19 protein-coding genes are annotated in these 22,584 nt (G+C 56.6%); 8 read left to right on the top strand and 11 right to left on the bottom strand.

The window, feature by feature from the left end:
• Positions 1–40: 40 nt before the first annotated feature.
• Complete coding sequence (argR, locus tag ACJBF3_RS08255) at positions 41–511, bottom strand: transcriptional regulator ArgR (protein WP_023309388.1); 471 nt, start codon at positions 509–511, stop codon at positions 41–43.
• 397 nt (positions 512–908) lie between these two features.
• Between argR and mdh the strand changes: the two genes are divergently transcribed.
• Entirely contained in the window at positions 909–1,847 is a 939-nt protein-coding gene (gene mdh, locus ACJBF3_RS08250; protein WP_045329693.1) for a malate dehydrogenase, read from the top strand.
• Positions 1,848–1,902: 55 nt separating this feature from the next.
• On the opposite strand, the gene degS is transcribed toward mdh, so the two are convergent.
• The 3 genes from degS to zapG form a co-directional block, all read right to left on the bottom strand.
• A complete protein-coding gene (gene degS, locus ACJBF3_RS08245; RefSeq protein WP_045329695.1) occupies positions 1,903–2,970 on the bottom strand; it encodes an outer membrane-stress sensor serine endopeptidase DegS in 1,068 nt (355 codons plus the stop codon).
• Positions 2,971–3,061: 91 nt separating this feature from the next.
• Entirely contained in the window at positions 3,062–4,429 is a 1,368-nt protein-coding gene (gene degQ, locus ACJBF3_RS08240) for a serine endoprotease DegQ (protein WP_045329696.1), read from the bottom strand.
• A 171-nt stretch (positions 4,430–4,600) separates the two neighbouring features.
• Positions 4,601–4,999: a Z-ring associated protein ZapG gene (gene zapG, locus ACJBF3_RS08235; RefSeq protein WP_008502832.1), complete on the bottom strand. Its 399-nt coding sequence runs from the start codon at positions 4,997–4,999 to the stop codon at positions 4,601–4,603.
• A 189-nt stretch (positions 5,000–5,188) separates the two neighbouring features.
• Here zapG and zapE point away from each other — a divergent pair, with 189 nt between their 5' ends.
• The 5 genes from zapE (at position 5,189) to sspB (ending at position 8,902) form a co-directional block, all read left to right on the top strand.
• The gene (gene zapE, locus ACJBF3_RS08230) at positions 5,189–6,313 is read left to right on the top strand and encodes a cell division protein ZapE (protein WP_045329698.1); all 1,125 of its coding nucleotides are present in this window, start codon (positions 5,189–5,191) and stop codon (positions 6,311–6,313) included.
• Between the two features lie 299 nt (positions 6,314–6,612).
• Positions 6,613–7,041, top strand: a complete 429-nt coding sequence (gene rplM / locus ACJBF3_RS08225) for a 50S ribosomal protein L13 (RefSeq protein ID WP_032642418.1) — start codon at positions 6,613–6,615, stop codon at positions 7,039–7,041.
• Between the two features lie 15 nt (positions 7,042–7,056).
• Positions 7,057–7,449: a 30S ribosomal protein S9 gene (gene rpsI, locus ACJBF3_RS08220; RefSeq protein ID WP_003860436.1), complete on the top strand. Its 393-nt coding sequence runs from the start codon at positions 7,057–7,059 to the stop codon at positions 7,447–7,449.
• Between the two features lie 308 nt (positions 7,450–7,757).
• The gene (gene sspA / locus ACJBF3_RS08215; RefSeq protein ID WP_014885418.1) at positions 7,758–8,396 is read left to right on the top strand and encodes a stringent starvation protein SspA; all 639 of its coding nucleotides are present in this window, start codon (positions 7,758–7,760) and stop codon (positions 8,394–8,396) included.
• Between the two features lie 5 nt (positions 8,397–8,401).
• The gene (gene sspB / locus ACJBF3_RS08210; RefSeq protein ID WP_045329761.1) at positions 8,402–8,902 is read left to right on the top strand and encodes a ClpXP protease specificity-enhancing factor; all 501 of its coding nucleotides are present in this window, start codon (positions 8,402–8,404) and stop codon (positions 8,900–8,902) included.
• 44 nt (positions 8,903–8,946) lie between these two features.
• On the opposite strand, the gene ACJBF3_RS08205 is transcribed toward sspB, so the two are convergent.
• The 4 genes from ACJBF3_RS08205 to gltB form a co-directional block, all read right to left on the bottom strand.
• Entirely contained in the window at positions 8,947–9,240 is a 294-nt protein-coding gene (locus ACJBF3_RS08205) for a hypothetical protein (RefSeq protein WP_045329700.1), read from the bottom strand.
• A gap of 321 nt (positions 9,241–9,561) precedes the next feature.
• On the bottom strand, positions 9,562–9,786 hold the full coding sequence (locus ACJBF3_RS08200) for a hypothetical protein (protein ID WP_032642413.1): 225 nt from the start codon (positions 9,784–9,786) through the stop codon (positions 9,562–9,564).
• A 271-nt stretch (positions 9,787–10,057) separates the two neighbouring features.
• A complete protein-coding gene (gene gltD, locus ACJBF3_RS08195) occupies positions 10,058–11,476 on the bottom strand; it encodes a glutamate synthase subunit GltD (protein WP_032642411.1) in 1,419 nt (472 codons plus the stop codon).
• Between the two features lie 9 nt (positions 11,477–11,485).
• Entirely contained in the window at positions 11,486–15,946 is a 4,461-nt protein-coding gene (gene gltB, locus ACJBF3_RS08190; RefSeq protein WP_045329702.1) for a glutamate synthase large subunit, read from the bottom strand.
• Positions 15,947–16,633: 687 nt separating this feature from the next.
• Between gltB and ACJBF3_RS08185 the strand changes: the two genes are divergently transcribed.
• Complete coding sequence (locus tag ACJBF3_RS08185) at positions 16,634–17,575, top strand: TIGR01212 family radical SAM protein (RefSeq protein ID WP_102053922.1); 942 nt, start codon at positions 16,634–16,636, stop codon at positions 17,573–17,575.
• Here the strand turns inward: ACJBF3_RS08185 and ACJBF3_RS08180 are convergent.
• Positions 17,555–19,057: a helicase HerA-like C-terminal domain-containing protein gene (locus ACJBF3_RS08180; RefSeq protein WP_045329705.1), complete on the bottom strand. Its 1,503-nt coding sequence runs from the start codon at positions 19,055–19,057 to the stop codon at positions 17,555–17,557. The genes ACJBF3_RS08185 and ACJBF3_RS08180 overlap by 21 nt on opposite strands.
• A gap of 137 nt (positions 19,058–19,194) precedes the next feature.
• On the opposite strand from ACJBF3_RS08180, the gene ACJBF3_RS08175 reads away from it, so the two are divergent.
• Entirely contained in the window at positions 19,195–20,835 is a 1,641-nt protein-coding gene (locus ACJBF3_RS08175) for a dihydroxyacetone kinase subunit DhaK (RefSeq protein ID WP_045329707.1), read from the top strand.
• A 43-nt stretch (positions 20,836–20,878) separates the two neighbouring features.
• Here the strand turns inward: ACJBF3_RS08175 and ACJBF3_RS08170 are convergent, their stop codons facing one another.
• Positions 20,879–21,898, bottom strand: coding sequence for an NAD(P)-dependent alcohol dehydrogenase (locus ACJBF3_RS08170; protein WP_045329708.1), 1,020 nt, complete (start codon positions 21,896–21,898; stop codon positions 20,879–20,881).
• A gap of 83 nt (positions 21,899–21,981) precedes the next feature.
• On the bottom strand, positions 21,982–22,485 hold the full coding sequence (locus ACJBF3_RS08165) for a GNAT family N-acetyltransferase (RefSeq protein WP_032642397.1): 504 nt from the start codon (positions 22,483–22,485) through the stop codon (positions 21,982–21,984).
• Positions 22,486–22,584: the final 99 nt, after the last annotated feature.

Raw genomic sequence — 22,584 nt, 5'->3', positions numbered from 1 at the left:
AGTAGAACGATCCCCGCAGCGGCGCTACGGGGAGAGGGGTTTAGAGTTCCTGTTCGAACAGAACCAGAATCGCTTCGTGGAGATCTTTCACCGAGAAACCGCTGGCCGGTGTGGTAAAGATGGTGTCATCTCCGGCGATAGTGCCGAGGATACCTTCCGTTTTACCCAACGAGTCCAGCATGCGGGCAATCAGCTGTGCCGCACCGGGGCTTGTGTGGATTACCACAACGGCGTCGTTATGATCGATATCCAGAACCAGATTTTTGAGCGGGCTGGAGGTGGTCGGCACGCCAAGTTCTGCCGGCAGGCAATAGACCATCTCCATCTTGGCGTTACGGGTACGCACCGCGCCAAACTTGGTTAACATGCGGGAGACTTTCGACTGATTGATGTTATCGAAGCCTTGTTCCTGCAGCGCCTGAACGATTTCTCCCTGAGAACTGAATTTTTCTTCTTTGAGTAGCGCCTTAAACGCCTTTACTAATTCTTCTTGCTTAGACGAGCTTCGCATAAGTCACCCGGAATATGACGATAGAAACAACATTATTATGCATGTGGATGAATTTTTATGCAAATTATCTACCGAGCGGTAGGCTGAAATAATGTTATGAAAGGGAGTGATTTTATCAGATTTCGTTATCAGAAAACATGCCTGGGTCACGCCGCGCAAATAAGCTTAAAAGTAAATTAAATGTTATCAAAATGATGTTGTTTTGGTGGCGGGGCAGGGTGTATTGTAACCACCTCTTAAAGCGTTGCCCTCTGTCGTCAGATAGTCTTCTGGTGAGAGATAAAGTCGCGTGACCTCAAATTCTTTAGCTACGAAAATTGTAATTATTTACCTGCTGAATTATGGTCGCCGCAACGGATTTACAGATACTTAAGTTAACCATAATAAGGAGTTTAGGATGAAAGTCGCAGTCCTCGGCGCTGCTGGTGGTATCGGCCAGGCGCTTGCCCTACTACTGAAAACCCAACTGCCTTCAGGCTCAGAACTCTCCCTGTACGATATTGCCCCGGTAACCCCAGGTGTGGCGGTTGACCTGAGCCACATCCCGACCGCTGTTAAAATCAAAGGCTTCTCCGGTGAAGATGCACGTCCTGCCCTGCAGGGTGCCGACGTGGTGCTGATTTCTGCAGGCGTGGCGCGTAAGCCAGGCATGGATCGTTCAGACCTGTTCAACGTCAACGCGGGCATCGTGAAAAACCTGGTGCAGCAGATTGCAGAAGTCTGCCCGAAAGCGTGCATCGGGATCATCACCAACCCGGTGAACACCACCGTGGCTATCGCGGCAGAAGTGCTGAAGAAAGCGGGCGTTTACGACAAAAACAAACTGTTCGGCGTGACCACGCTGGATATCATCCGTTCCAACACCTTCGTTGCTGAGCTGAAAGGCAAACAGCCAACAGAAGTGGAAGTGCCGGTTATTGGCGGTCACTCTGGCGTCACCATCCTGCCTCTGCTGTCGCAGATCCCAGGCGTGAGCTTCACCGAGCAGGAAGTGGCTGACCTGACTAAGCGCATCCAGAACGCGGGCACCGAAGTGGTGGAAGCGAAGGCGGGTGGCGGTTCTGCAACCCTGTCTATGGGCCAGGCGGCTGCACGTTTCGGTCTGTCACTGGTTCGCGCGCTGCAGGGCGAGAAAGGCGTTGTTGAATGCGCTTACGTTGAAGGCGATGGCGAACACGCCCGCTTCTTCTCTCAGCCGCTGCTGCTGGGTAAAAACGGTATCGAAGAGCGTAAGTCTATTGGCTCGCTGAGCGCGTTTGAACAACACGCGATGGAAGGCATGCTGGATACGCTGAAGAAAGATATCACCCTGGGCGAAGAGTTCGTTAACAAGTAAAACGCACCGTCTCCCGGCAAAAAACGGAGCTTATCGCTCCGTTTTTTTATGCCTGTCAGTTCGTTGCCGGGTATTCCTGAATGGTGACCTGCAGCGTCAGTTTCTTATCGTTGCGCATGACTTCAACCGGGATGATAGAGCCCGGGCGAATTTCTGCCACCTGATCCATCGTCTCCAGCGCAGAGACCGCTGGCGTGCCGTTGACCGACACAATGACGTCATTCACCTGAATCCCCGCGTTGGCCGCCGGCCCCCCTGGCGACACCTCGTTAACCACGATGCCCTGGATTTGATCGATACCGCCGCCCTGGGTATGCATCGGAGCGATTTCGCGTCCGCCGATACCGATATAGCCGCGGATCACGCGTCCGTCGCGGATAAGCTTGTCCATAATCTTGGTTGCCAGCTGGAACGGAATGGCAAAGCCAATCCCTTCCGGCGTCTCGCCGTCGTTACTTTTATCGAACGAGAGGGTATTGATACCCATCAGCTCGCCCAGCGAGTTGACCAGCGCCCCCCCGGAGTTACCGTGGTTGATGGAGGCATCGGTTTGCAGGAAGTTCTGCCGCCCGGAGGGGTTCAAACCGATACGACCGGTCGCGCTGATAATCCCCTGGGTGATGGTCTGGCCCAGGTTGTAGGGGTTGCCGATAGCCAGGACGACGTCACCGATGTGCGGGGTACGTTTACGGTTGATCGGAATGACCGGCAAACCGCCCGTGGCGTTAATTTTCAGGACGGCCAGGTCGGTCAGGCTGTCAGACCCAACGAGCAAGGCCTCAAACACGCGGCCATCCTGCAGGGCGACGATGATCTGGTCGGCATCGTTAATGACGTGCTTGTTGGTAATAATGTAGCCGCGCTCGTCCATGATCACGCCGGAGCCGAGGGTGCGGATCTCAAGCTGATTATGGGCGGAGGTGTTCAGGCCACGGTTATAAACGTTAACCACGGCAGGTGCGGCGCGGCGAACGGCCTGGTTATAGGTGGCCGGCGTTTCATCCGTGCTATCGAACCTGGGAGCCGACAGTTTATTGAACTGACGTAATGACGGCAGCGCCAGCAGCAGAAGGCCAGCGACAATCAAACCGATGACAATAGAACGTAAGAGCTTTAAAAGCATGATGCGCGTGTCGTTAAAAAAGGAACGATTTGCAGCATAACATGAGTTATCCGGACATCACACGCAGCGGTGATGTCCGGGTCGCAAATGCTTAGCGCAACAAAATATAGATGGATTCATTGCCACGCATGACCTGCAGGGCAATCACCGCCGGTTTACTCTCCAGCACCTTGCGCAGTTCGGCAATAGACTGCACGCGGTTGCGGTTTACGCCAATGATCACGTCATCCTGATGCAATCCCGCCTGGGCAGCGGGGCTGCTCTTCTCGACGGTGTCGACGCTAATGCCCTTCGTACCGTCTTTCAGCTGCCCATCGCTCAGCGTCGCCCCCTGCAGCGCCGGGGCGATAAGCTCCGCACTGGCCGAGGAGGAGGTGCTCTTGTCCAGCGTCACTTCCACGTCCAGCGGCTTGCCGTCACGGATCAGCCCCAGCTTCACCTTGGCGCCAGGTTCGGTTGTGGCAATCCGCGAACGCAGTTCTGCAAAGCTGCTAAGCGGTTTGTCGTTCAGGCTGACGATCACGTCGCCCGATTTGATCCCCGCTTTTGCCGAGCCGGAGTTAGGCAGCACTTCACTGACAAACGCCCCGCGCTGTACGTTGATGTTGAACGCTTTTGCAATATCCGCGCTCATCTCCATCCCTTTAATACCCAGCAGCCCGCGCTTGATTTCACCGAACTGGATCAGCTGCTGTGCTAGCGTTTTGGCCATATTGCTGGGGATAGCAAAGCCGATCCCGATGCTGCCGCCGCCCGGGGCCAGAATCGCCGTGTTGATCCCAATCAGCTCGCCGTTAAGGTTAAGCAATGCCCCGCCGGAGTTCCCGCGGTTGATTGAGGCATCGGTCTGGATAAAGTTTTCCAGCCCTTCCAGGTTGAGGCCGCTGCGCCCCAGCGCGGAGACGATCCCGGAGGTGGCGGTTTGCCCTAAGCCAAAGGGGTTGCCCACGGCAACGGCAAAGTCGCCGACGCGCAGTTTGTCGGAATCCGCGATGGCAATCTGGGTCAGGTTGCTCGGGTTTTGCACCTGCAGCAGCGCGATGTCGCTCTGGTCATCGCCGCCAATCAGTTTGGCATCAAATTCGCGGCCATCGTTTAGCTGGACGCTGATTTTATCGGCCTGGCTGATGACATGGTTGTTGGTCAGGATATAGCCTTTCGCCGCATCAATAATGACGCCAGAACCCAGGCCTTCAAACGGCTGTGCCTGCTGCTCGGGCGACTCATCGCCAAAATATTTTTTCAGTTCTTCAGGGACGCGTTGGCTTTGTACCGCCGTGCCTTCAACCTGAACGCTGACGACCGCAGGCAACACTTTTTCCAGCATGGGTGCAAGGCTTGGAATGGCCGCCTGGCCGGGCACCTGGGTGGGAATGGCGGCGAAGACAGGGACGGACGCCGAGAGAGATAACCCGACACTTAACGCAATAGCGCTCAACAGCTGGTTTTTTTTCTTCATCGATGTTGACTCTCGTAACCTGGAATAAAGGAAAAACGGCCCCAAAAACACGTTGATGTTATTGAATTTTAAACCGCTGAACAATGAGGTGTTTAACTAAATGATAGCTGGGGTCATCAAGAAAGGACGGGCGCAACCGTTGCGCCCGCAAAATAAATTCAGGTTGTGCGATTAATCGCGTTTTACACCGCCGCGCAGCAGGCCGGACGCGCCATCGGAATAGTCGCGAGGCATCTGAACGGGCGCCTGATCGTTACCGGCTTCAGAGTCAGCCAGACGGTTGCGGAACGGGTTGGTTTCCGCGGTCATTTCCGGCAGCAGGCTGCTGGAGCTTTTTGCCATATGTTGATACAGCTGACGATAGTCGGTCGCCATGTTGTCCAGCAGCTCGGCGCTACGGGCAAAGTGGCTGACCAGCTCTTCACGATACTCTTCCAGCTCGGCTTTGTTCTTTTCCAGTTCGTACTGCAGTGACTGCTGCTGACGCAATTTGCGATTACCGAAACGCATGGCCACAGCACCGATGACGATGCCGACGACTAAACCGATTAGCGCATATTCCCAGGTCATGAACTTCTCCCGTTGTCTTGTTGTTCCGTAGGGTGTTGGCTCGGCTCCTGCCTGTGCCTGATAATGCCACTATAACCGCTATTTCTGCAGAAGTGGAATCCTGACGTATCATCGCGTAGTGTAGAACGGCCTTTTTTTCATCAGTCACGTCTGCTGGTGAGCGTTAATTGAAGGAATAACAATAAGATTATGCAAAACCTGTCCCCTGCATCGCGATATCAACTGGCCCTTAACGAGGGCACCCATCAGCCTGATGACGTTCAACGTGAGGCGGTAAACCGTCTGGAGATGATTTATCAGGAACTCACGGCCAAACCCGCGGAGGCCGAACAGAACGGCGGGCTAAAGGCGGCATTTGGGCGGCTGCTCGGTAAAAAAGCGGCAGTGGCTCACGCGCCTGCGCGCGGTTTATATATGTGGGGCGGAGTCGGTCGCGGTAAGACCTGGCTAATGGACATGTTCTATCTGAGCCTGCCTGGCGCACGTAAACAGCGTCTGCACTTCCACCGCTTTATGCTGCGGGTGCATGAAGAGCTGACCGCGCTGCAGGGTAAAAGCGATCCGCTGGAGATTGTGGCGGACAGGTTCAAGGCGGAGACGGACGTGCTCTGCTTCGATGAGTTTTTTGTGTCTGACATCACCGATGCCATGCTGTTAGGCGGCCTGATGAAGGCGCTGTTTGCGCGCGGTATCACGCTGGTGGCCACGTCAAATATCCCGCCGGACGAGCTGTACCGCAACGGCCTGCAGCGCGCACGCTTCCTGCCTGCCATCGACGCCATCAAGCAGCATTGTGACATTATGAACGTCGATGCCGGCGTCGATTATCGCCTGCGCACGCTGACCCAGGCGCACCTGTGGCTTTCACCGCTCAATGCTGAGACCACCCGCGAGATGGATAAACTGTGGCTGGCGCTGGCGGGGGCAAAACGCGAGCACGCCCCGGCGCTCGAGATTAACCATCGTCCGCTGCCGACGCTCGGCGTTGAAAACCAAACGCTGGCGGTCTCCTTTACGACGCTCTGCGTGGATGCCCGCAGCCAGCACGACTACATCGCGCTGTCGCGTCTGTTCCACACCGTGATGGTGCTGGATGTGCCGGTGATGACGAAGCTGATGGAGAACGAGGCCCGCCGCTTCATTGCGCTGGTGGACGAGTTTTATGAGCGTCACGTCAAGCTGGTGGTCAGCGCCGAGGAACCTTTATATGAGATTTACCAGGGCGAGCGGCTGAAGTTTGAGTTCCAGCGCTGCCTGTCGCGCCTGCAGGAGATGCAGAGCGAGGAATACCTGAAGCTGGAGCATATGCCATAAATGCCACCCTCTCCCTGAGAAGGGAGCCTTGTAGGCCGGGTAAGGCGCAGCCGCCACCCGGCATTTTCCACCGCCCCGAAAAACCCATTCCAAATCACATTTAAGGGTCGATCTTTGACCTCAACTTCTCTATAATCTTGCGACCCCACGTTACGAGAAGGTTTTTTTCCCGAAACTTTCTATGTGTCGGCATGAGCTATTCGAAGGGGTAGGTTTGCCGGACTTTGTCGTGTGAACCTCAACTGACTAAACGTTTGGGTGTTCACCAACGTGTAACTTATTATTTGGGTAAGCTTTTAATGAAAACTTTTACAGCTAAACCAGAAACCGTACAGCGCGACTGGTATGTTGTTGACGCGACCGGTAAAACTCTGGGCCGTCTGGCTACTGAACTGGCTCGTCGCCTGCGCGGTAAGCACAAAGCGGAATACACTCCGCACGTAGATACCGGTGATTACATCATCGTTCTGAACGCTGACAAAGTTGCTGTTACCGGCAACAAGCGTACTGACAAAGTGTACTATCACCACACCGGCCACATCGGTGGTATCAAACAAGCGACCTTTGAAGAGATGATTGCCCGCCGTCCTGAGCGTGTGATTGAAATCGCGGTTAAAGGCATGCTGCCAAAAGGCCCGCTGGGTCGTGCTATGTTCCGTAAACTGAAAGTTTACGCAGGCAACGAGCACAACCACGCGGCACAGCAACCGCAAGTTCTTGACATCTAATCGGGATTATAGGCAATGGCTGAAAATCAATACTACGGCACTGGTCGCCGCAAAAGTTCCGCAGCTCGCGTTTTCATCAAACCGGGCAGTGGTAAAATCGTAATCAACCAGCGTTCTCTGGAACAGTACTTCGGTCGCGAAACTGCCCGCATGGTAGTTCGCCAGCCGCTGGAACTGGTTGACATGGTAGAAAAACTGGATCTGTACATCACCGTTAAAGGTGGTGGTATCTCCGGTCAGGCTGGTGCGATCCGTCACGGTATCACCCGCGCTCTGATGGAGTACGACGAATCCCTGCGTTCTGAACTGCGTAAAGCTGGCTTCGTTACTCGTGACGCGCGTCAGGTTGAACGTAAGAAAGTGGGTCTGCGTAAAGCACGTCGTCGTCCACAGTTCTCCAAACGTTAATCCATTCTGCTTACGCAGAACGATTGGCGAAAAACCCGCTTCGGCGGGTTTTTTTATGGATAATGCGCAGGTTATCCACAATATCCATGCATATATCTTCTCTTTTTCCACATTTCCAGAATCCCCTCACCACAAAGCCATCAAAATCTGGTAAACTATCATCCAATTTTCTGCCCAAATATCGGTGAATACTCGATTTTTGTTCGTTTCTTGAACAATGTGTCTTCTCTGGGATGGGCGATACAACATCTGGCTGGCCCCTGTTGGGCTGGTAGCAGTAAAAATTCTGAATATACCTGGAGGTTTTCATGGCTGTCGCTGCCAACAAACGTTCGGTAATGACGCTGTTTTCTGGTCCTACTGACATTTATAGCCATCAGGTTCGTATCGTGCTGGCCGAGAAGGGTGTCAGTTTTGAGATCGAGCATGTGGAAAAGGATAACCCGCCTCAGGATCTGATCGATCTCAACCCGAGCCAAAGCGTACCGACGCTGGTGGATCGCGAGCTGACCCTGTGGGAATCCCGTATCATTATGGAATATCTGGATGAGCGTTTCCCGCATCCGCCGCTGATGCCTGTTTACCCTGTTGCGCGTGGTGAAAGCCGCCTGTACATGCAGCGCATCGAAAAAGACTGGTATTCGCTGATGAACGTGATTACCAGCGGTTCCGCTTCTGAAGCTGACGCTGCACGTAAGCAACTGCGTGAAGAGCTGCTGGCCATTGCACCGGTGTTTGGTCAGAAACCGTTCTTCCTGAGCGATGAGTTCAGCCTGGTGGATTGCTACCTGGCTCCGCTGCTGTGGCGTTTGCCAACCCTGGGCGTAGAGTTCAGCGGTCCTGGCGCGAAAGAGCTGAAGGGCTATATGACTCGCGTCTTTGAGCGCGACTCTTTCCTGGCATCCTTAACTGAACCGGAACGTGAAATGCGTCTCGGCCGAGGCTAATGACTGTGGAAATGTCACAACTGACCCCACGCCGTCCGTATCTGCTGCGCGCCTTCTATGAATGGCTGCTGGATAACCAGCTCACGCCGCACCTGGTTGTGGATGTGACGTTGCCGGGCGTGCAGGTTCCTATGGAATACGCGCGTGACGGCCAAATCGTACTGAACATCGCCCCGCGTGCGGTGGGTAACCTTGAGCTGGCAAACGACGAAGTGCGCTTCAACGCGCGTTTCGGTGGCGTACCGCGCGTGGTCTCCGTGCCGCTGGCAGCGGTGCTGGCGATCTACGCCCGTGAAAACGGTGCAGGTACCATGTTCGAGCCGGAAGCGGCGTATGATGAAGATGTCGCCAGCCTGAATGATGACGAGTCGCCATCAGGTACTGAAAGTGAGACGGTGATGTCCATTATCGATGGAGATAAACCGGATCATGCTGATGACAACGATCCGGATGACGATCCGCCGCCGCCCCGCGGTGGTCGCCCCGCATTACGCGTTGTTAAATAATCAAACAGGCCCATGGGGCCTGTTTTGCTTTCTGCTTATAGCGGTTAGCTGTTACGTTCCCGCCACTCTTTTATCATTTCAGCAGTGACTTCATTCTGGTAACAAATGGGTGAATAGCCGCCAGCTTTACTCCATGCACTGCGACGCCCGCAGGAACTGCCATTTCGTGCCTGATTAAAAGGGCAGGCGCAGACGCCGGGATAATCAGCGATAGACTCCGCAATAATTTTATCCTTAACCTGAGCATCGGAGAGTATGTTGGTTTTGGCGACAGCATTACCGACGCTGAAAAACAAAATAGCAAAGAGTAGCCCGGTGACGATTTTATCGAATTTCATAACTTCATTTCCGTATGTAGTATCAATCTATCAGCGGCAAAGAGGTGCCGATGCAGGATCGCACAATATAGTTAAATAAGATTATTGTCGTTTCGTATTAGAGAATGCAGCTATATCAAATTTGAATATTATTTTGAATATATATAAAGGCGGTGAATGTTATTGTCGGTATAGACGGACATAAATCTCACCTATGCGGTTGTATTTGCTCTCTCAAAGTCATTCATGTTCAGAAGCAGAATAAAAAGCCCCGAAGGGCTTTTAAATAGCGCACATTGAGGCTTTCATCCCAAGGAGTATTACAAAGCACATCTCATTTCCCTAGGGATATACACGGAACAGTGGCGGTTGATCTAAGTCCTTAAGATGGCGCTCGCGGGCGACATGGACCGCATAACCCTTTTCCAAAGCCCAATCGGCAGCCTTTTCCTGCGTTTTCTCTGTATGTATCTCGTCGCCGTCAACAATCACCACATGATGGATAACTTCTTCATCCTCACTCGTTGATTTAGGGCGATATTCTACATAGGCATGTTTTTTAGCCATTATTTTAAATCCCTTTTGTTTACGGCGCAGATATTACGCCGCTCTTCTATTACTCCGTTATATGAACTTATGCTTCAACACTTAATTATATTTTTATTGTGGATATACGATTGCGTTCACGATTTAAAGGTAATCACGGACCGTTGATAAAGGCTCGCCATTTAATGGGGCGTAATAAATCTCAGCCTGAAGGAATCAGTCTGAGATTAAATGAGGGAAAAATAAGAGGAGGTGAACATGCGGTGATGATAAACCGCATGTTCAGCCGGTATTACACTTCCAGGAAGTTCATGATCCCGTCAGCCGCCTTGCGCCCTTCGGCAATCGCCGTGACCACCAGGTCAGAGCCGCGAACGATATCGCCACCCGCGAAGATTTTCGGGTTGCTGGTCTGGAACGCGTTATCGCTGCCTTCTGGTGCGATAATACGGCCCTGTGAATCCAGCTCAACGCTGTGCTTCGCCAGCCACTCCATGCTGTGGGGACGGAAACCGAACGCCATCACCACGGCATCGGCCGGGATCACGTGCTCGGAGCCCGCGACGATCTCCGCGCGACGGCGGCCTTTCGCATCCGGCGCGCCCATCTCGGTGCGCGCCATCTTCACGCCGCTGACTTTTCCGTTGGCATTCACTTCAATACCCAGTGGCTGGATGTTGAACTGGAACTCCACGCCCTCTTCACGCGCGTTTTTCACTTCGCGCTTAGAGCCCGGCATGTTCTCTTCGTCACGACGGTAGGCGCAGATCACGTGTGCCGCATTCTGACGAATAGAGGTACGCACGCAGTCCATCGCGGTATCACCGCCGCCCAGCACTACCACGCGTTTGCCTTCCATGCTGACGAACGGCTCGTCGGCGGTTTCACCGTAGCCCATGATCTGTTTGGTGTTGGCAATCAGGAACGGCAGCGCGTCGTAGACGCCCGGCGCATCCTCATTCTCCAGGCCCCCGCGCATGGACTGGTAGGTGCCCACGCCGAGGAACACGGCGTCGTAATCCTTCAGCAGGTCGTCGAGCTGCACGTCGCGGCCCACTTCCACGTTCAGTTTGAACTCAATGCCCATGCCGGTGAAGATTTCACGGCGACGGGTCATAACCTCTTTCTCCAGCTTGAAGGCCGGGATACCGAAGGTCAGCAGGCCGCCGATTTCCGGATGGCGGTCAAAGACCACCGCCTTCACGCCGTTGCGGGTCAGGACGTCCGCACAGGCCAGGCCCGCCGGGCCCGCGCCGATGATCGCCACGCGCTTGTCGGTTTGACGCACGCCGGTCATGTCCGGACGCCAGCCCATCTCAAACGCTTTATCGTTGATGTATCGCTCGATGTTGCCGATGGTCACCGCGCCAAACTCGTCGTTCAGCGTGCAGGAGCCTTCGCACAGACGGTCCTGAGGACACACGCGGCCGCACACTTCCGGCAGGGTGTTAGTCTGGTGAGACAGCTCGGCGGCTTCAAAAATACGCCCCTCGTTGGCCAGCTTCAGCCAGTTCGGGATGTAGTTGTGTACCGGGCATTTCCATTCGCAGTAAGGGTTACCGCAGGACAGGCAGCGGTCCGCCTGCGCTTTGGCCTGGCCTTCTGAAAACGGCTCGTAAATCTCAACAAATTCAATTTTGCGGATCTTCAGCGGTTTCTTTGGCGGATCAACACGCTGCAGGTCGATAAACTGGTATACGTTCTGGCTCATCTGAATTCCTTACTGCGCCTGCACGCGCAGCTCTGCTGCGCTACGACTACGGTGACCCAACAGGGCTTTAACATCGCTGGACTTCGGCTTAACCAGCGCGAATTTCGCAGAGAACGCCGGCCAGTTCGCCAGGATCTCTTCGCCGCGCGAAGAACCGGTATGCTGCACGTGTTCGGTAATCAAACCGCGCAGGTGTTCTTCATGGATAGCCAGCGTATCAACGTCCAGCACTTCCACCAGCTCCGGGTTCACGCGTTTGCGGAACTCACCGTCTTCATCCAGGACGTAGGCGAAACCGCCCGTCATGCCTGCGCCGAAGTTCACGCCGGTTTTACCCAGAACGCACACAATCCCGCCCGTCATATACTCACAGCCGTTATCGCCGATGCCTTCCACCACGGTGATGGCACCGGAGTTACGCACCGCAAAACGCTCGCCCGCACGGCCCGCGGCGAACAGGCGACCGCCGGTCGCGCCGTACAGGCAGGTGTTACCGATGATGCTCGCTTCGTGGCTGCGGAAGGCGGAGCCGACCGGAGGACGCACCGCCAGCAGACCGCCCGCCATGCCTTTGCCGACGTAGTCGTTGGCATCGCCGGTAAGGATAAGCTCAACGCCGCCCGCGTTCCACACGCCGAAGCTCTGACCCGCGGTACCGCTGAAGTGGGCGGTAATCGGATCCGCCGCCAGCCCCTGGTCACCGTGCGTCTGCGCGATATAACCGGAGAGGGAGGCACCCACGGAGCGGTCGGTGTTGCGGATATCAAACCAGAACGTTTTGCTCTGCTTCTCGTCCACGTACGGCTTCGCCTGCTGCAGCAGCTGTGCGTTCAGCACGCCGTTATCGAACGGCGGGTTATTCTCGGTGCAGTAAACCGCTTTGCCAGGATGCGGCTGCGCGGTTTCCAGCAGCTTAGACAGTTCCAGCTTCTGCTGCTTCGCCGTGAAGCCTTCCAGCTCTTTCAGCAGGTCGGTACGGCCAATCAGATCCACCAGACGCTTCACGCCCAGCTGCGCCATCAGCTCGCGGGTTTCGCGGGCGATGAAGTCAAAGTAGTTAGTTACCTTGAACGGCAGACCGTGATAGTGGTTCTTACGCAGCTTCTCGTCCTGGGTCGCAACGCCCGTTGCGCAGTTGTTCAGGTGGCAAATACGCAGGTATTTGCAGCCGAGCGCCACCATCGGGCCGGTACCGAAGCCGAAGCTTTCCGCGCCCAGAATAGCTGCCTTAATGATGTCGAGGCCGGTTTTCAGGCCGCCGTCCACCTGCAGGCGGATCTTGTGACGCAGACCGTTAGCCACCAGCGCCTGCTGGGTTTCCACCAGGCCAAGCTCCCACGGGCAGCCCGCGTACTTCACGGAGGAGAGAGGGCTGGCGCCGGTACCGCCGTCGTAGCCGGCAATGGTAATGAGGTCCGCATAGGCTTTCGCCACGCCGGTGGCGATGGTGCCAACGCCCGGTTCGGACACCAGCTTCACGGAGATCATCGCCTTCGGGTTGACCTGCTTCAGGTCAAAAATCAGCTGCGCCAGGTCCTCGATAGAGTAGATATCGTGGTGCGGCGGCGGGGAGATCAGCGTCACGCCCGGTACCGAGTAGCGCAGTTTGGCGATGTACGGGGTAACTTTATCCCCCGGCAGCTGACCGCCTTCGCCCGGTTTTGCACCCTGAGCGACTTTAATCTGAATCACGTCGGCGTTGACCAGGTACGCTGGCGTCACGCCAAAGCGACCGGATGCCACCTGCTTGATACGAGACACTTTGTTGGTGCCGTAACGCGCCGGATCTTCACCGCCTTCGCCGGAGTTCGAGTTGCCGCCGATGCTGTTCATGGCTTCCGCCAGCGCTTCGTGGGCTTCCGGGCTCAGCGCGCCGATGGACATCGCCGCGGTATCGAAGCGTTTGAACAGTTCGGATGCAGGCTCAACGTCGTCAATGCTGACCGCTTCATCACCCGGGTTCAGGGCAATGAGGTCGCGCAGCGTTGCCGCCGGACGGTTGTTCACCAGCTCAGCGTACTGCTGATAATCGCTGTATTCGCCGCTCTGAACCGCCTGCTGCAGCGTGCGCACCACGTCCGGGTTGTAGGCGTGGTATTCGCCGCCGTGAACGTACTTCAGCAGCCCGCCCTGATCCAGCGGCTTACGTGCCAGCCAGGCACGTTTGGAGAGGTTCACCAGATCCTGCTGGAAGTCAGCAAAAGCTGCGCCGCCGATGCGGCTGACCACGCCCTGGAAGCAGAGATTGGCGACCTCGTCATGCAGGCCGACCGCTTCAAACAGCTTCGAGCAGCGGTAAGAGGCAATGGTCGAGATGCCCATTTTGGACATGATCTTGTACAGACCTTTGTTTATGCCGTTGCGGTAGTTCAGCATCACCGCGCGGTAATCTTTATCGATCGCGCGGGTGTCTACCAGACGGGCCAGCGTTTCGTAGGCAAGGTACGGGTAGATTGCCGTCGCGCCAAAGCCTAACAGCACGGCAAAGTGGTGCGGATCGCGCGCGCTGGCGGTTTCCACAATGATGTTGGCGTCGCAGCGCAGGCTCTTGTCCACCAGACGCGTCTGGATTGCACCTACCGCCATCGGGGCCGGTACCGGCAGACGGTTTTTCGCGATGTTGCGGTCGGACAATACCAGCAGCACGGTGCCGTTACGCACCATCTGTTCGGCTTTGTCACACAGCGCATTCACCGTCTCTTCGAGGCTCGCCTCGTTCACGTCGAAGGTAATGTCGAGCGTGTCGGCGCGGTAGTGCTCCTCTTTCATGGTGGTGAGCTGTTTGAAGTCGGAGTACAGTAGGATCGGCGACTTAAAGGTCAGACGGTGCGCCTGTCCTTCGGCCTCGCAGAAGACGTTCATCTCGCGACCGATGCTGGTAGCCAGCGACATCACGTGTGCTTCACGCAGCGGATCGATTGGCGGGTTAGTCACCTGCGCGAACTGCTGACGGAAGTAGTCATAGATGATGCGCGGCTGGCTGGAGAGCACGGCAAACGGGGTATCGTCCCCCATCGAGCCGACCGCTTCCTGGCCGTTCTCACCGAGCACGCGGATGACGGAGTCCAGCTCTTCCGCGCTGTAGTTAAACTGTTTCTGGTAGCTGGCGAGGGTATTGTCGTCCAGCTCGCGGCTGCCCACCTCTTCGTCCGACAGATCTTCAAACGGCACCAGACGACGGACGTTTTTCTCCATCCACTCTTTGTACGGATGGCGGCTCTTCAGGTCGTGGTCGGTTTCGGCAGAGTGGAGGATGCGCCCAACGCGAGTGTCGATAACCATCAGCTCGCCCGGCCCTACGCGGCCTTTTTCGACCACTTCATCAGGCTGGTAATCCCAGATGCCGACTTCAGAGGCGCAGGTGATGAGCTTGTCTTTGGTGATGACGTAGCGCGCCGGACGCAGGCCGTTACGGTCCAGGTTACAGGCGGCAAAACGGCCGTCGGACATGACGATGCCCGCCGGGCCGTCCCACGGCTCCATGTGCATGGAGTTAAAGTCGAAGAACGCGCGCAGCTCAGGATCCATATCCGGGTTGTTCTGCCATGCCGGTGGAACCAGCAGACGCATGGCGCGCACGATGTCCATCCCGCCTGCCAGCAGCAGTTCCAGCATGTTGTCCATGGAACTGGAGTCCGAGCCGGTTTCGTTGACGAACGGCGCGGCATCGTGCAGGTCAGGGATCAGCGGCGTCTGGAACTTATAGGTACGGGCGCGGGCCCACTGGCGGTTACCGGTAATGGTGTTGATCTCGCCGTTGTGCGCCAGGTAGCGGAACGGCTGCGCCAGCGGCCAGCGCGGCACGGTGTTGGTGGAGAAGCGCTGGTGGAACAGGCAAATGGCCGATTCCAGACGCAGGTCCGCCAGGTCCAGGTAGAAGCGCGGCAGGTCAGCCGGCATACACAGACCTTTATAGATGTTCACCAGGTTAGAGAGGCTACAGACGTAGAACTCTTTATCGTCCTGGAGGCGTTTTTCAATGCGGCGGCGAGCAATAAACAGGCGGCGTTCCATATCACGCGGACGCCAGCCCGCAGGCGCATTAACGAAAATCTGTTCAATACGAGGCAGCGAGGAGAGGGCGATTTCACCGAGCACCCCTTCGTTGGTTGGCACATTGCGCCAGCCGACAATCGACAGGGTCTCACGCTGAAGTTCTTCTTCGACGATGCGGCGTGAGGCGGCAGCCTTTTCAGGATCCTGGTTCAGGAACAGCATGCCGACAGCGTAGTTTTTGGCTAAACGCCAGCCGCGCTCTTCCGCCACGATGCGGAAGAAACGATCCGGTTTTTGCAGCAGCAGGCCGCAACCGTCGCCGGTTTTACCATCGGCAAGAATAGCGCCACGGTGCTGCATTCGGGCCAGTGCGTGAATAGCAGTACGCACTACCTTGTGGCTAGGTTCGCCTTCTATGTGGGCGATCAGGCCGAAACCACAGTTATCCTTCTCAAGGGATTTATCGTACAACATATCAGTGAACCTCCCCAGGCTCGTCGGGCTTCTCTCTGAACTTTACCGTGGCGCACAGGCGCAGAAAGAGCATGGCGACGGGGTTTGCGTTTCATACGCGGACCTCGCATTCGCCCTCTTTTTCATCCTTTCGCGCAGGTAAACAAGTTTGAGGACTTGCTTCAGAGGGAATCTCAATTACTGCATAAATATGATGAGCAGGCCGCTCATCCAGAAAGCTTCCAGCGGATTTCCAACTTATCGGGAATTGGTACACAGGTCAAATGGCAATCTTATTTATACAAAAATGTGCTAAAGCAGGCTTATCTAATTGTATATAAAAGGTATTTAACTAATTTTACATTGATTGAAAGGCCGTGAAGCGCACCGGGGAGTGTGATCTGACTCACTATATGAAAGCGGTATTATCAATGTAGCGTGCTGAATAGCCTTTTTAGAGCAGAATAATAATCTGGCATTGGCTGCAAACCCGCATAAACCCACTGTTTTTCGGCGGTGGCGCTATAAATAAAAAAAACAATCAGAACATAAGGAAAAGTAATCACGCACGGCGTGAATGAAATTGCAGTAATCCTGAGTATTTATTCATATAGATAAAGGCCGTCCAGGGCGATTGATCCAGGTCATCGCCGACAGAGGCTAAAAGTGGCAGGCTTGTCCCCTTTCTTCGGGACGGTCTATCAGATTATGCAGTTACAGAAATTAGTCAATATGTTTGGTGGGGATCTTTTGCAGCGGTACGGGCAAAAGGTTCACAAGCTGACGCTGCACGGCGGTTTTAGCTGCCCGAATCGCGACGGTACCATCGGGCGCGGCGGCTGCACCTTCTGTAACGTCGCCTCCTTTGCCGACGAAGCCCAGCAGCATAACTCGATTGCAGAGCAGCTCGCCCACCAGGCCAGCCTGGTGAACCGCGCGAAGCAGTATCTGGCCTATTTTCAGGCCTACACCAGCACCTGGGCGGAAGTGCAGGTGCTGCGCTCCATGTACCAGCAGGCGGTCAGCCAGGCCAATATTGTCGGGCTGTGCGTGGGCACGCGCCCGGACTGCGTGCCGAAAGCGGTGCTGGACCTGCTCAGCGAGTATAAGGAGCAGGGCTACGAGATCTGGCTGGAGCTGGGCCTGCAGACCGCGCATGACAAAACCCTGCACCGCATCAACCGCGGCCATGATTTTGCCTGCTACCAGCGCACGACGCGGCTGGCCCGCGAGCGCGGGCTGAAGGTCTGTTCCCATCTGATTGTCGGTCTGCCCGGGGAAGGCCAGCAGCATGGTCTGGAAACGCTGGAAAGGGTAGTTGAAACCGGCGTGGACGGCATCAAGCTTCACCCGCTGCACATCGTGAAGGGCAGCATCATGGCGAAAGCCTGGGAGGCCGGGCGTTTAGGCGGTATCGAACTTGAAGACTATACGGTCACGGCAGGGGAGATGATTCGCCACACGCCGCCGGAAGTGGTTTACCACCGCATCTCGGCAAGTGCACGCCGTCCAACGCTTCTGGCACCGCTGTGGTGTGAGAACCGCTGGACGGGGATGGTGGAAATCGACCGCTATCTGCAGGAGAACGGCGTTCAGGGTTCGGCGCTGGGCCGCCCGTGGGTTCCTCGTTTAGCGGCGACGACCGCCTAACAGACTTCCCAGCATACCGCGCACGATCTGATTGGTGACCTGTCGCGCAGCGCTTTTGGCCATGGTCTGCACCACGCCATCACGCTTGCCGCCGCGAGGACCGGTGCTGCCGAACAGAATGTCTTTGAGCCCGCCCAGAATGCCGTCATCCACCGCGACAGACTGCCCTTTAGCGGCAGGTGCATCCTGGGATTCTGTTGTCGCCTGGACCCCTTTTTGCAGGATCTCGAACGCCGACTCGCGGTCCACCTCGTCTTCGTACTTGCCGTAAACCGGAGAGTGGTTAATCAGGCCGTTGCGCTCATCGTCGGTCACCGGCCCCATCCGCGAGCTGGGCGCGATCACCATGGCGCGTTCCACCACGGACGGGCTGCCCTTCGCATCCAGGAATGAGATCAGCGCTTCACCGGTGCCTAACGCCTGAATCGCCGCTTCGGTGTCAAAGGCAGGATTGGCGCGCATGGTTTGCGCGGCGGCTTTTACCGCCTTCTGATCTTTCGGCGTAAAGGCGCGCAGGGCATGCTGCACGCGGTTGCCGAGCTGGCCGAGCACGTTGTCAGGGATATCCGACGGGTTTTGCGAGACAAACCAGACGCCGACGCCTTTGGAGCGGATCAGGCGGATGACCTGTTCAATCTTATCCAGCAGGACCTGCGGCGCATCGTTAAACAGCAGGTGCGCTTCGTCAAAGAAGAATACCAGCTTCGGTTTTTCCAGATCGCCTGCTTCGGGTAGCTGTTCGTAGAGCTCGGAGAGCATCCACAGCAGGCTGGCGGCGTAGAGTTTCGGCATCTGGTAGAGCTTTTCCGCACTCAGAATGTTGATAATGCCTTTGCCGCTGCTGTCGGTGCGCATCCAGTCTTTGATATCCAGCATCGGCTCGCCGAAGAAGTGCTCGGCCCCTTGCTGCTCCAGGGTCAATAACCCACGCTGAATGGCGCCCACCGAGGCGCTGCTGATATTGCCGTACTGGTTCTGGAAGGATTTAGCGTTATCGCCGATGTACTGCGTAATGGCGCGCAGATCTTTGAAATCAAGCAGCAGCAGCCCCTGATCATCGGCAATGCGGAAGATAATATTCAGCACCCCGGACTGCACGTCGTTGAGGTTAAGCAGACGGGCCAGCAGCAGCGGGCCGAGATCGGAAACGGTGGCGCGCACCGGGTGGCCTTTTTCACCGAAGATGTCCCACACCACGACCGGGTTACCGTGCGGCGTCCAGTCCGTGATGCCGATATTCTTCAGCCGTTCGAGCAGTTTTTCAGAGGCCGTCCCCTCCTGAGCCACACCGGTTAAATCGCCTTTTACGTCCGCCATAAAGACCGGCACGCCGATCTCCGAAAGCGACTCCGCCAGCTTTTGCAGGGTGACGGTTTTCCCCGTCCCGGTCGCGCCGGTGATCAGGCCGTGGCGGTTCGCCATCCCGGGCAGTAGATACAGCTCTTTTTCCAGCGTCCGGGCAATTAACAGTGGTGTACTCATGATGCGCTTCCTCTCTTAGTCCTGGGTGGAGTATAGGCAACCTGATGGCAAATTGGTTGAGTAAATTCCTGACTTTGCGGCGCATTATCCAGCGCGGACTATGCTTTTGCATACGGTTCACAAAATAGTGGGAAACTATGTCCAGATTCTTCTTTAACGACCGCAAACAGCTGGTCAACGATGCCATTGAAGGCATACTGCTTTCTGCGCCACACGCCAATCTCGTCAAGCTTGATATCGATCCGGCCATCAGGATCGTCGCACGCGGTGACTGGGACAAAAGCCGCGTGGCGGTGATCTCCGGCGGCGGCTCCGGTCACGAGCCCGCACACGCCGGGTTTGTCGGCAAAGGGATGCTGACGGCGGCAGTGTGTGGCGATCTGTTTGCCTCGCCGAGCGTGGATGCGGTGTTGAATGCCATCGTCGCGGTCACGGGCGATCGCGGCTGTCTGCTGATCGTCAAAAACTACACCGGCGACCGCCTGAACTTCGGCCTGGCGGCTGAAAAGGCCAAACGCTACGGCCTGAAGGTGGAGATGGTGATTGTGGCGGACGATATCGCCCTGCCGGATAACAAACAGCCGCGCGGTATTGCCGGTACGGCACTGGTGCACAAGATCGCGGGCTATGCGGCGGAGCAGGGAAAATCGTTGAGTGAAGTGCGGGATATTGCGCAACAGGCCTGCGACAGCCTCTGGAGCTTGGGCGTGGCGATGCAAACGTGCAACCTGCCGGGCAGCGATGATGAAGAGGGGCGTATCAGGCAAGGCCATGTCGAGCTGGGGCTGGGCATTCACGGCGAGCCGGGGGCATCCGTCGTGGATACGCAGAACAGCAAAGCCATTATCGACACGCTGGTGACGCCGTTACGCGCTCAGGCGGGAGAGGGGCGTTTTGCGGTATTGATTAACAATCTCGGCGGCGTATCGGCGCTGGAGATGGCGCTGTTGACCAAAGAGCTGGCGCACTCGGCGCTGAAAGCGAATATCGCTTACCTGATTGGCCCTGCGCCGCTGGTGAGCGCGCTGGACATGAAGGGCTTTTCGCTCACGCTGCTGAAGCTCAACGATTTCTTTGAAAAGGCGATTCACGCTGAGGTCGAGACGCTGGGCTGGCAGAAGCCCGTCGCGTTTGCGCCGCTGCGCACCGTGGCGCATAGCGCCATTCACGATCGCGTGGAATATACCCCGTCGAACAATCAGCGGGTAAGGGAATATGTCTCCTCGGTGACCAACACGCTGATCCAGCTGGAAAATCGACTGAACGCGCTGGATGCCAAAGTGGGGGATGGCGATACCGGCTCGACGTTTGCGCAAGGCGCGCGGGATATTGCGCAGCGTCTGGAGGAGAACGGGCTCCCGCTTGATGATGTCTCTAAGCTTCTGCTGCTGGTGGGCGAGCGGCTGGCGACGGTGATGGGCGGGTCGAGCGGGGTGCTGATGTCGATCTTCTTCACCGCGGCCGGGCAAAAGCTTCACGATGGTCAGCCGCTACCCGAGGCCTTGCTCAGCGGGCTGGCGCAGATGAAGCAGTATGGCGGCGCGGATCTCGGCGATCGCACGCTGATCGACGCGCTGCAGCCGGCGCTGGAGGCGCTGCGAAAAGGCGATCTTAAGGCAGTGGCAAAGGCGGCGCAGGCAGGTGCTGACGCGACGGCGAAGATGGAAAAAGCGGGGGCAGGGCGTTCGTCGTATGTGAATAAAGAAAACCTGGATGGGGTGATGGATCCGGGAGCGGTCGCGGTAGCGGAAGTATTTAACGTATTGGCGAAGCAGTGAAAGTAGGCCGGGTAAGGCGAAGCCGCCACCCGGCACTGTCATATCAAAAATCCGCTTTCAACACCACGCGGTAGCGGGCTTTGCCGTCGCGCACGTGCTGGATTGCTTCGTTGATTTTCGACATCGGATACAGTTCGGTGGTCGGCGCCACTTTGGTGCGTCCGGCGAATTTCATCAGCTTGCGCAACTCGTACGGCGTACCGGTCGCGGAGCCCGACACGCTGCGATCCCCGCCGATCAGGGTAAACGCCGGAACCGGCAGCGGCTTCATCACCGCACCGACGGTGTGGAAGTTACCGCCGTAGGCCAGCGCTTCAAAGTACGGCTGCCAGTTGAGATCCACGTTCACGGTGTTGATGATCAGGTCAAACTGCCCGGCCAGCGCGTTCAGGGCGTCCGGATCGCGGCTGTTCACCACCTTGTCTGCACCCATCGCCAGCACTTCTTGCTCTTTCGCCGGGTTCGAGCTGAACGCCGTGACCTCACAGCCCATCGCGTGAAGCAGCTTGATGGCGATGTGGCCCAGACCACCAATACCGATGACGCCTACGCGGCTGGTGGCGGTGACGTGGTGCATCAGCAGCGGTTTGAAGACGGTGATACCGCCGCACAGCAGTGGACCGGCGGATTCGATATCAATGCTGTCCGGCAGCGGGATGACCCATTGCCAGTCGGCGCGCAGTTTGTCGGCGAAACCGCCTTTGTTCAGAATGGTGGGAACGGCGCCTTCGAGGCAGTTGATCTGATTACCGCTGATGCAGGCGTCACAATGACCGCAGCTGCGTGCCGTCCAGCCAATGCCCACGCGCTGGCCGATCTTCAGCCCTTTGTCCTGCGCGGCGCTACCGAGCGCCACGACGCGACCGATGACCTCGTGTCCGGCAACCAGCGGATAGCTGGAGAAGCCCCATTCGTTGTCGATCATTGAGAGATCCGAGTGGCAGATCCCGCAGTAATCCACCTGCACTTCGACGTCTTCTGCTTTTAGTTCGCCCGCATCGTACTCGTAAAGCTCAAGTTCTGCACCCGCCTGCGGTGCGGCGTAGCTTTTTATCTTCGACATCGTGTTTCCCCCGTTATGGTGTGAACTGAGAGTGTAGAGCATTCAGTTTACGGTCGCTTAACAGAAGAGGGCAGGAACGAAAGTTACAGACTTTTCAGCATTCTGACTTCGCAGTCAACGTGGCCGGTACAGCCCAGCGGCGCGTCAATGTGCTCAAAGCCCAGATGTTCATACAGGCCAATGGCCTCTTTGAGGAAGGCGGTTGTTTCAAGGTAGCAGCGGGTAAAACCCTGCTTGCGCGCGTGGTCCAGTGCGATCAGCGCCAGCTTTTTCGCCAGTCCTTGCCCGCGCGCCGCTGGCAGGAAATACATTTTCTGCAGTTCGCAGATATCCGGCTCGCTGCAGCTGAGGGGCGCCACGCCGCCGCCGCCGACAACCTGGCCATTCTGCTCGATGACCCAGTAGGCATGCCCAGGCTGGCTGTAGAGCTGGAAAAGCGCGTCCAGGTTCGGGTCAGCAACCGTGTAGCCTTTGTCAGCCGTCAGGCCATATTCGGCAGAAACGGTGCGAATAACGGCGGCGATAGCCGGGTTATCCTGCTCAGCGATTCGGCGCATCGTCGTCGCGACGGGGGTAATCACGCTCATAGCATTACTCATTACAAAAATTGACACATAACTGCTGTTAATAGCACCGCAGAAAGGGGAGTGCAAGCGAGGAGTTTTCAGGAAGGGTACCCCTTACGC

The sequence above is a fragment of the Enterobacter sp. PP-008-ECC_S150 genome (genome assembly GCF_045257065.1).
Lineage (GTDB): Bacteria > Pseudomonadota > Gammaproteobacteria > Enterobacterales > Enterobacteriaceae > Enterobacter > Enterobacter chengduensis.
Note: the sequence above shows the minus strand (reverse complement) of the source record. Positions and strands in the feature narration are given on the sequence as shown.

What these genes read in the sequence shown, in the direction of transcription:
- degS (WP_045329695.1), bottom strand. Translation starts at nt 2,970, where the DNA reads ATGCTTTTAAAGCTCTTACGTTCTATTGTCATCGGTTTGATTGTCGCT.
- sspA (WP_014885418.1), top strand. Translation starts at nt 7,758, where the DNA reads ATGGCTGTCGCTGCCAACAAACGTTCGGTAATGACGCTGTTTTCTGGT.
- gltB (WP_045329702.1), bottom strand. Translation starts at nt 15,946, where the DNA reads ATGTTGTACGATAAATCCCTTGAGAAGGATAACTGTGGTTTCGGCCTG.
- ACJBF3_RS08175 (WP_045329707.1), top strand. Translation starts at nt 19,195, where the DNA reads ATGTCCAGATTCTTCTTTAACGACCGCAAACAGCTGGTCAACGATGCC.
- ACJBF3_RS08180 (WP_045329705.1), bottom strand. Translation starts at nt 19,057, where the DNA reads ATGAGTACACCACTGTTAATTGCCCGGACGCTGGAAAAAGAGCTGTAT.
- argR (WP_023309388.1), bottom strand. Translation starts at nt 511, where the DNA reads ATGCGAAGCTCGTCTAAGCAAGAAGAATTAGTAAAGGCGTTTAAGGCG.
- ACJBF3_RS08200 (WP_032642413.1), bottom strand. Translation starts at nt 9,786, where the DNA reads ATGGCTAAAAAACATGCCTATGTAGAATATCGCCCTAAATCAACGAGT.
- zapG (WP_008502832.1), bottom strand. Translation starts at nt 4,999, where the DNA reads ATGACCTGGGAATATGCGCTAATCGGTTTAGTCGTCGGCATCGTCATC.
- ACJBF3_RS08205 (WP_045329700.1), bottom strand. Translation starts at nt 9,240, where the DNA reads ATGAAATTCGATAAAATCGTCACCGGGCTACTCTTTGCTATTTTGTTT.
- ACJBF3_RS08165 (WP_032642397.1), bottom strand. Translation starts at nt 22,485, where the DNA reads ATGAGCGTGATTACCCCCGTCGCGACGACGATGCGCCGAATCGCTGAG.
- zapE (WP_045329698.1), top strand. Translation starts at nt 5,189, where the DNA reads ATGCAAAACCTGTCCCCTGCATCGCGATATCAACTGGCCCTTAACGAG.
- ACJBF3_RS08185 (WP_102053922.1), top strand. Translation starts at nt 16,634, where the DNA reads ATGCAGTTACAGAAATTAGTCAATATGTTTGGTGGGGATCTTTTGCAG.
- rplM (WP_032642418.1), top strand. Translation starts at nt 6,613, where the DNA reads ATGAAAACTTTTACAGCTAAACCAGAAACCGTACAGCGCGACTGGTAT.
- degQ (WP_045329696.1), bottom strand. Translation starts at nt 4,429, where the DNA reads ATGAAGAAAAAAAACCAGCTGTTGAGCGCTATTGCGTTAAGTGTCGGG.
- gltD (WP_032642411.1), bottom strand. Translation starts at nt 11,476, where the DNA reads ATGAGCCAGAACGTATACCAGTTTATCGACCTGCAGCGTGTTGATCCG.
- ACJBF3_RS08170 (WP_045329708.1), bottom strand. Translation starts at nt 21,898, where the DNA reads ATGTCGAAGATAAAAAGCTACGCCGCACCGCAGGCGGGTGCAGAACTT.
- mdh (WP_045329693.1), top strand. Translation starts at nt 909, where the DNA reads ATGAAAGTCGCAGTCCTCGGCGCTGCTGGTGGTATCGGCCAGGCGCTT.
- rpsI (WP_003860436.1), top strand. Translation starts at nt 7,057, where the DNA reads ATGGCTGAAAATCAATACTACGGCACTGGTCGCCGCAAAAGTTCCGCA.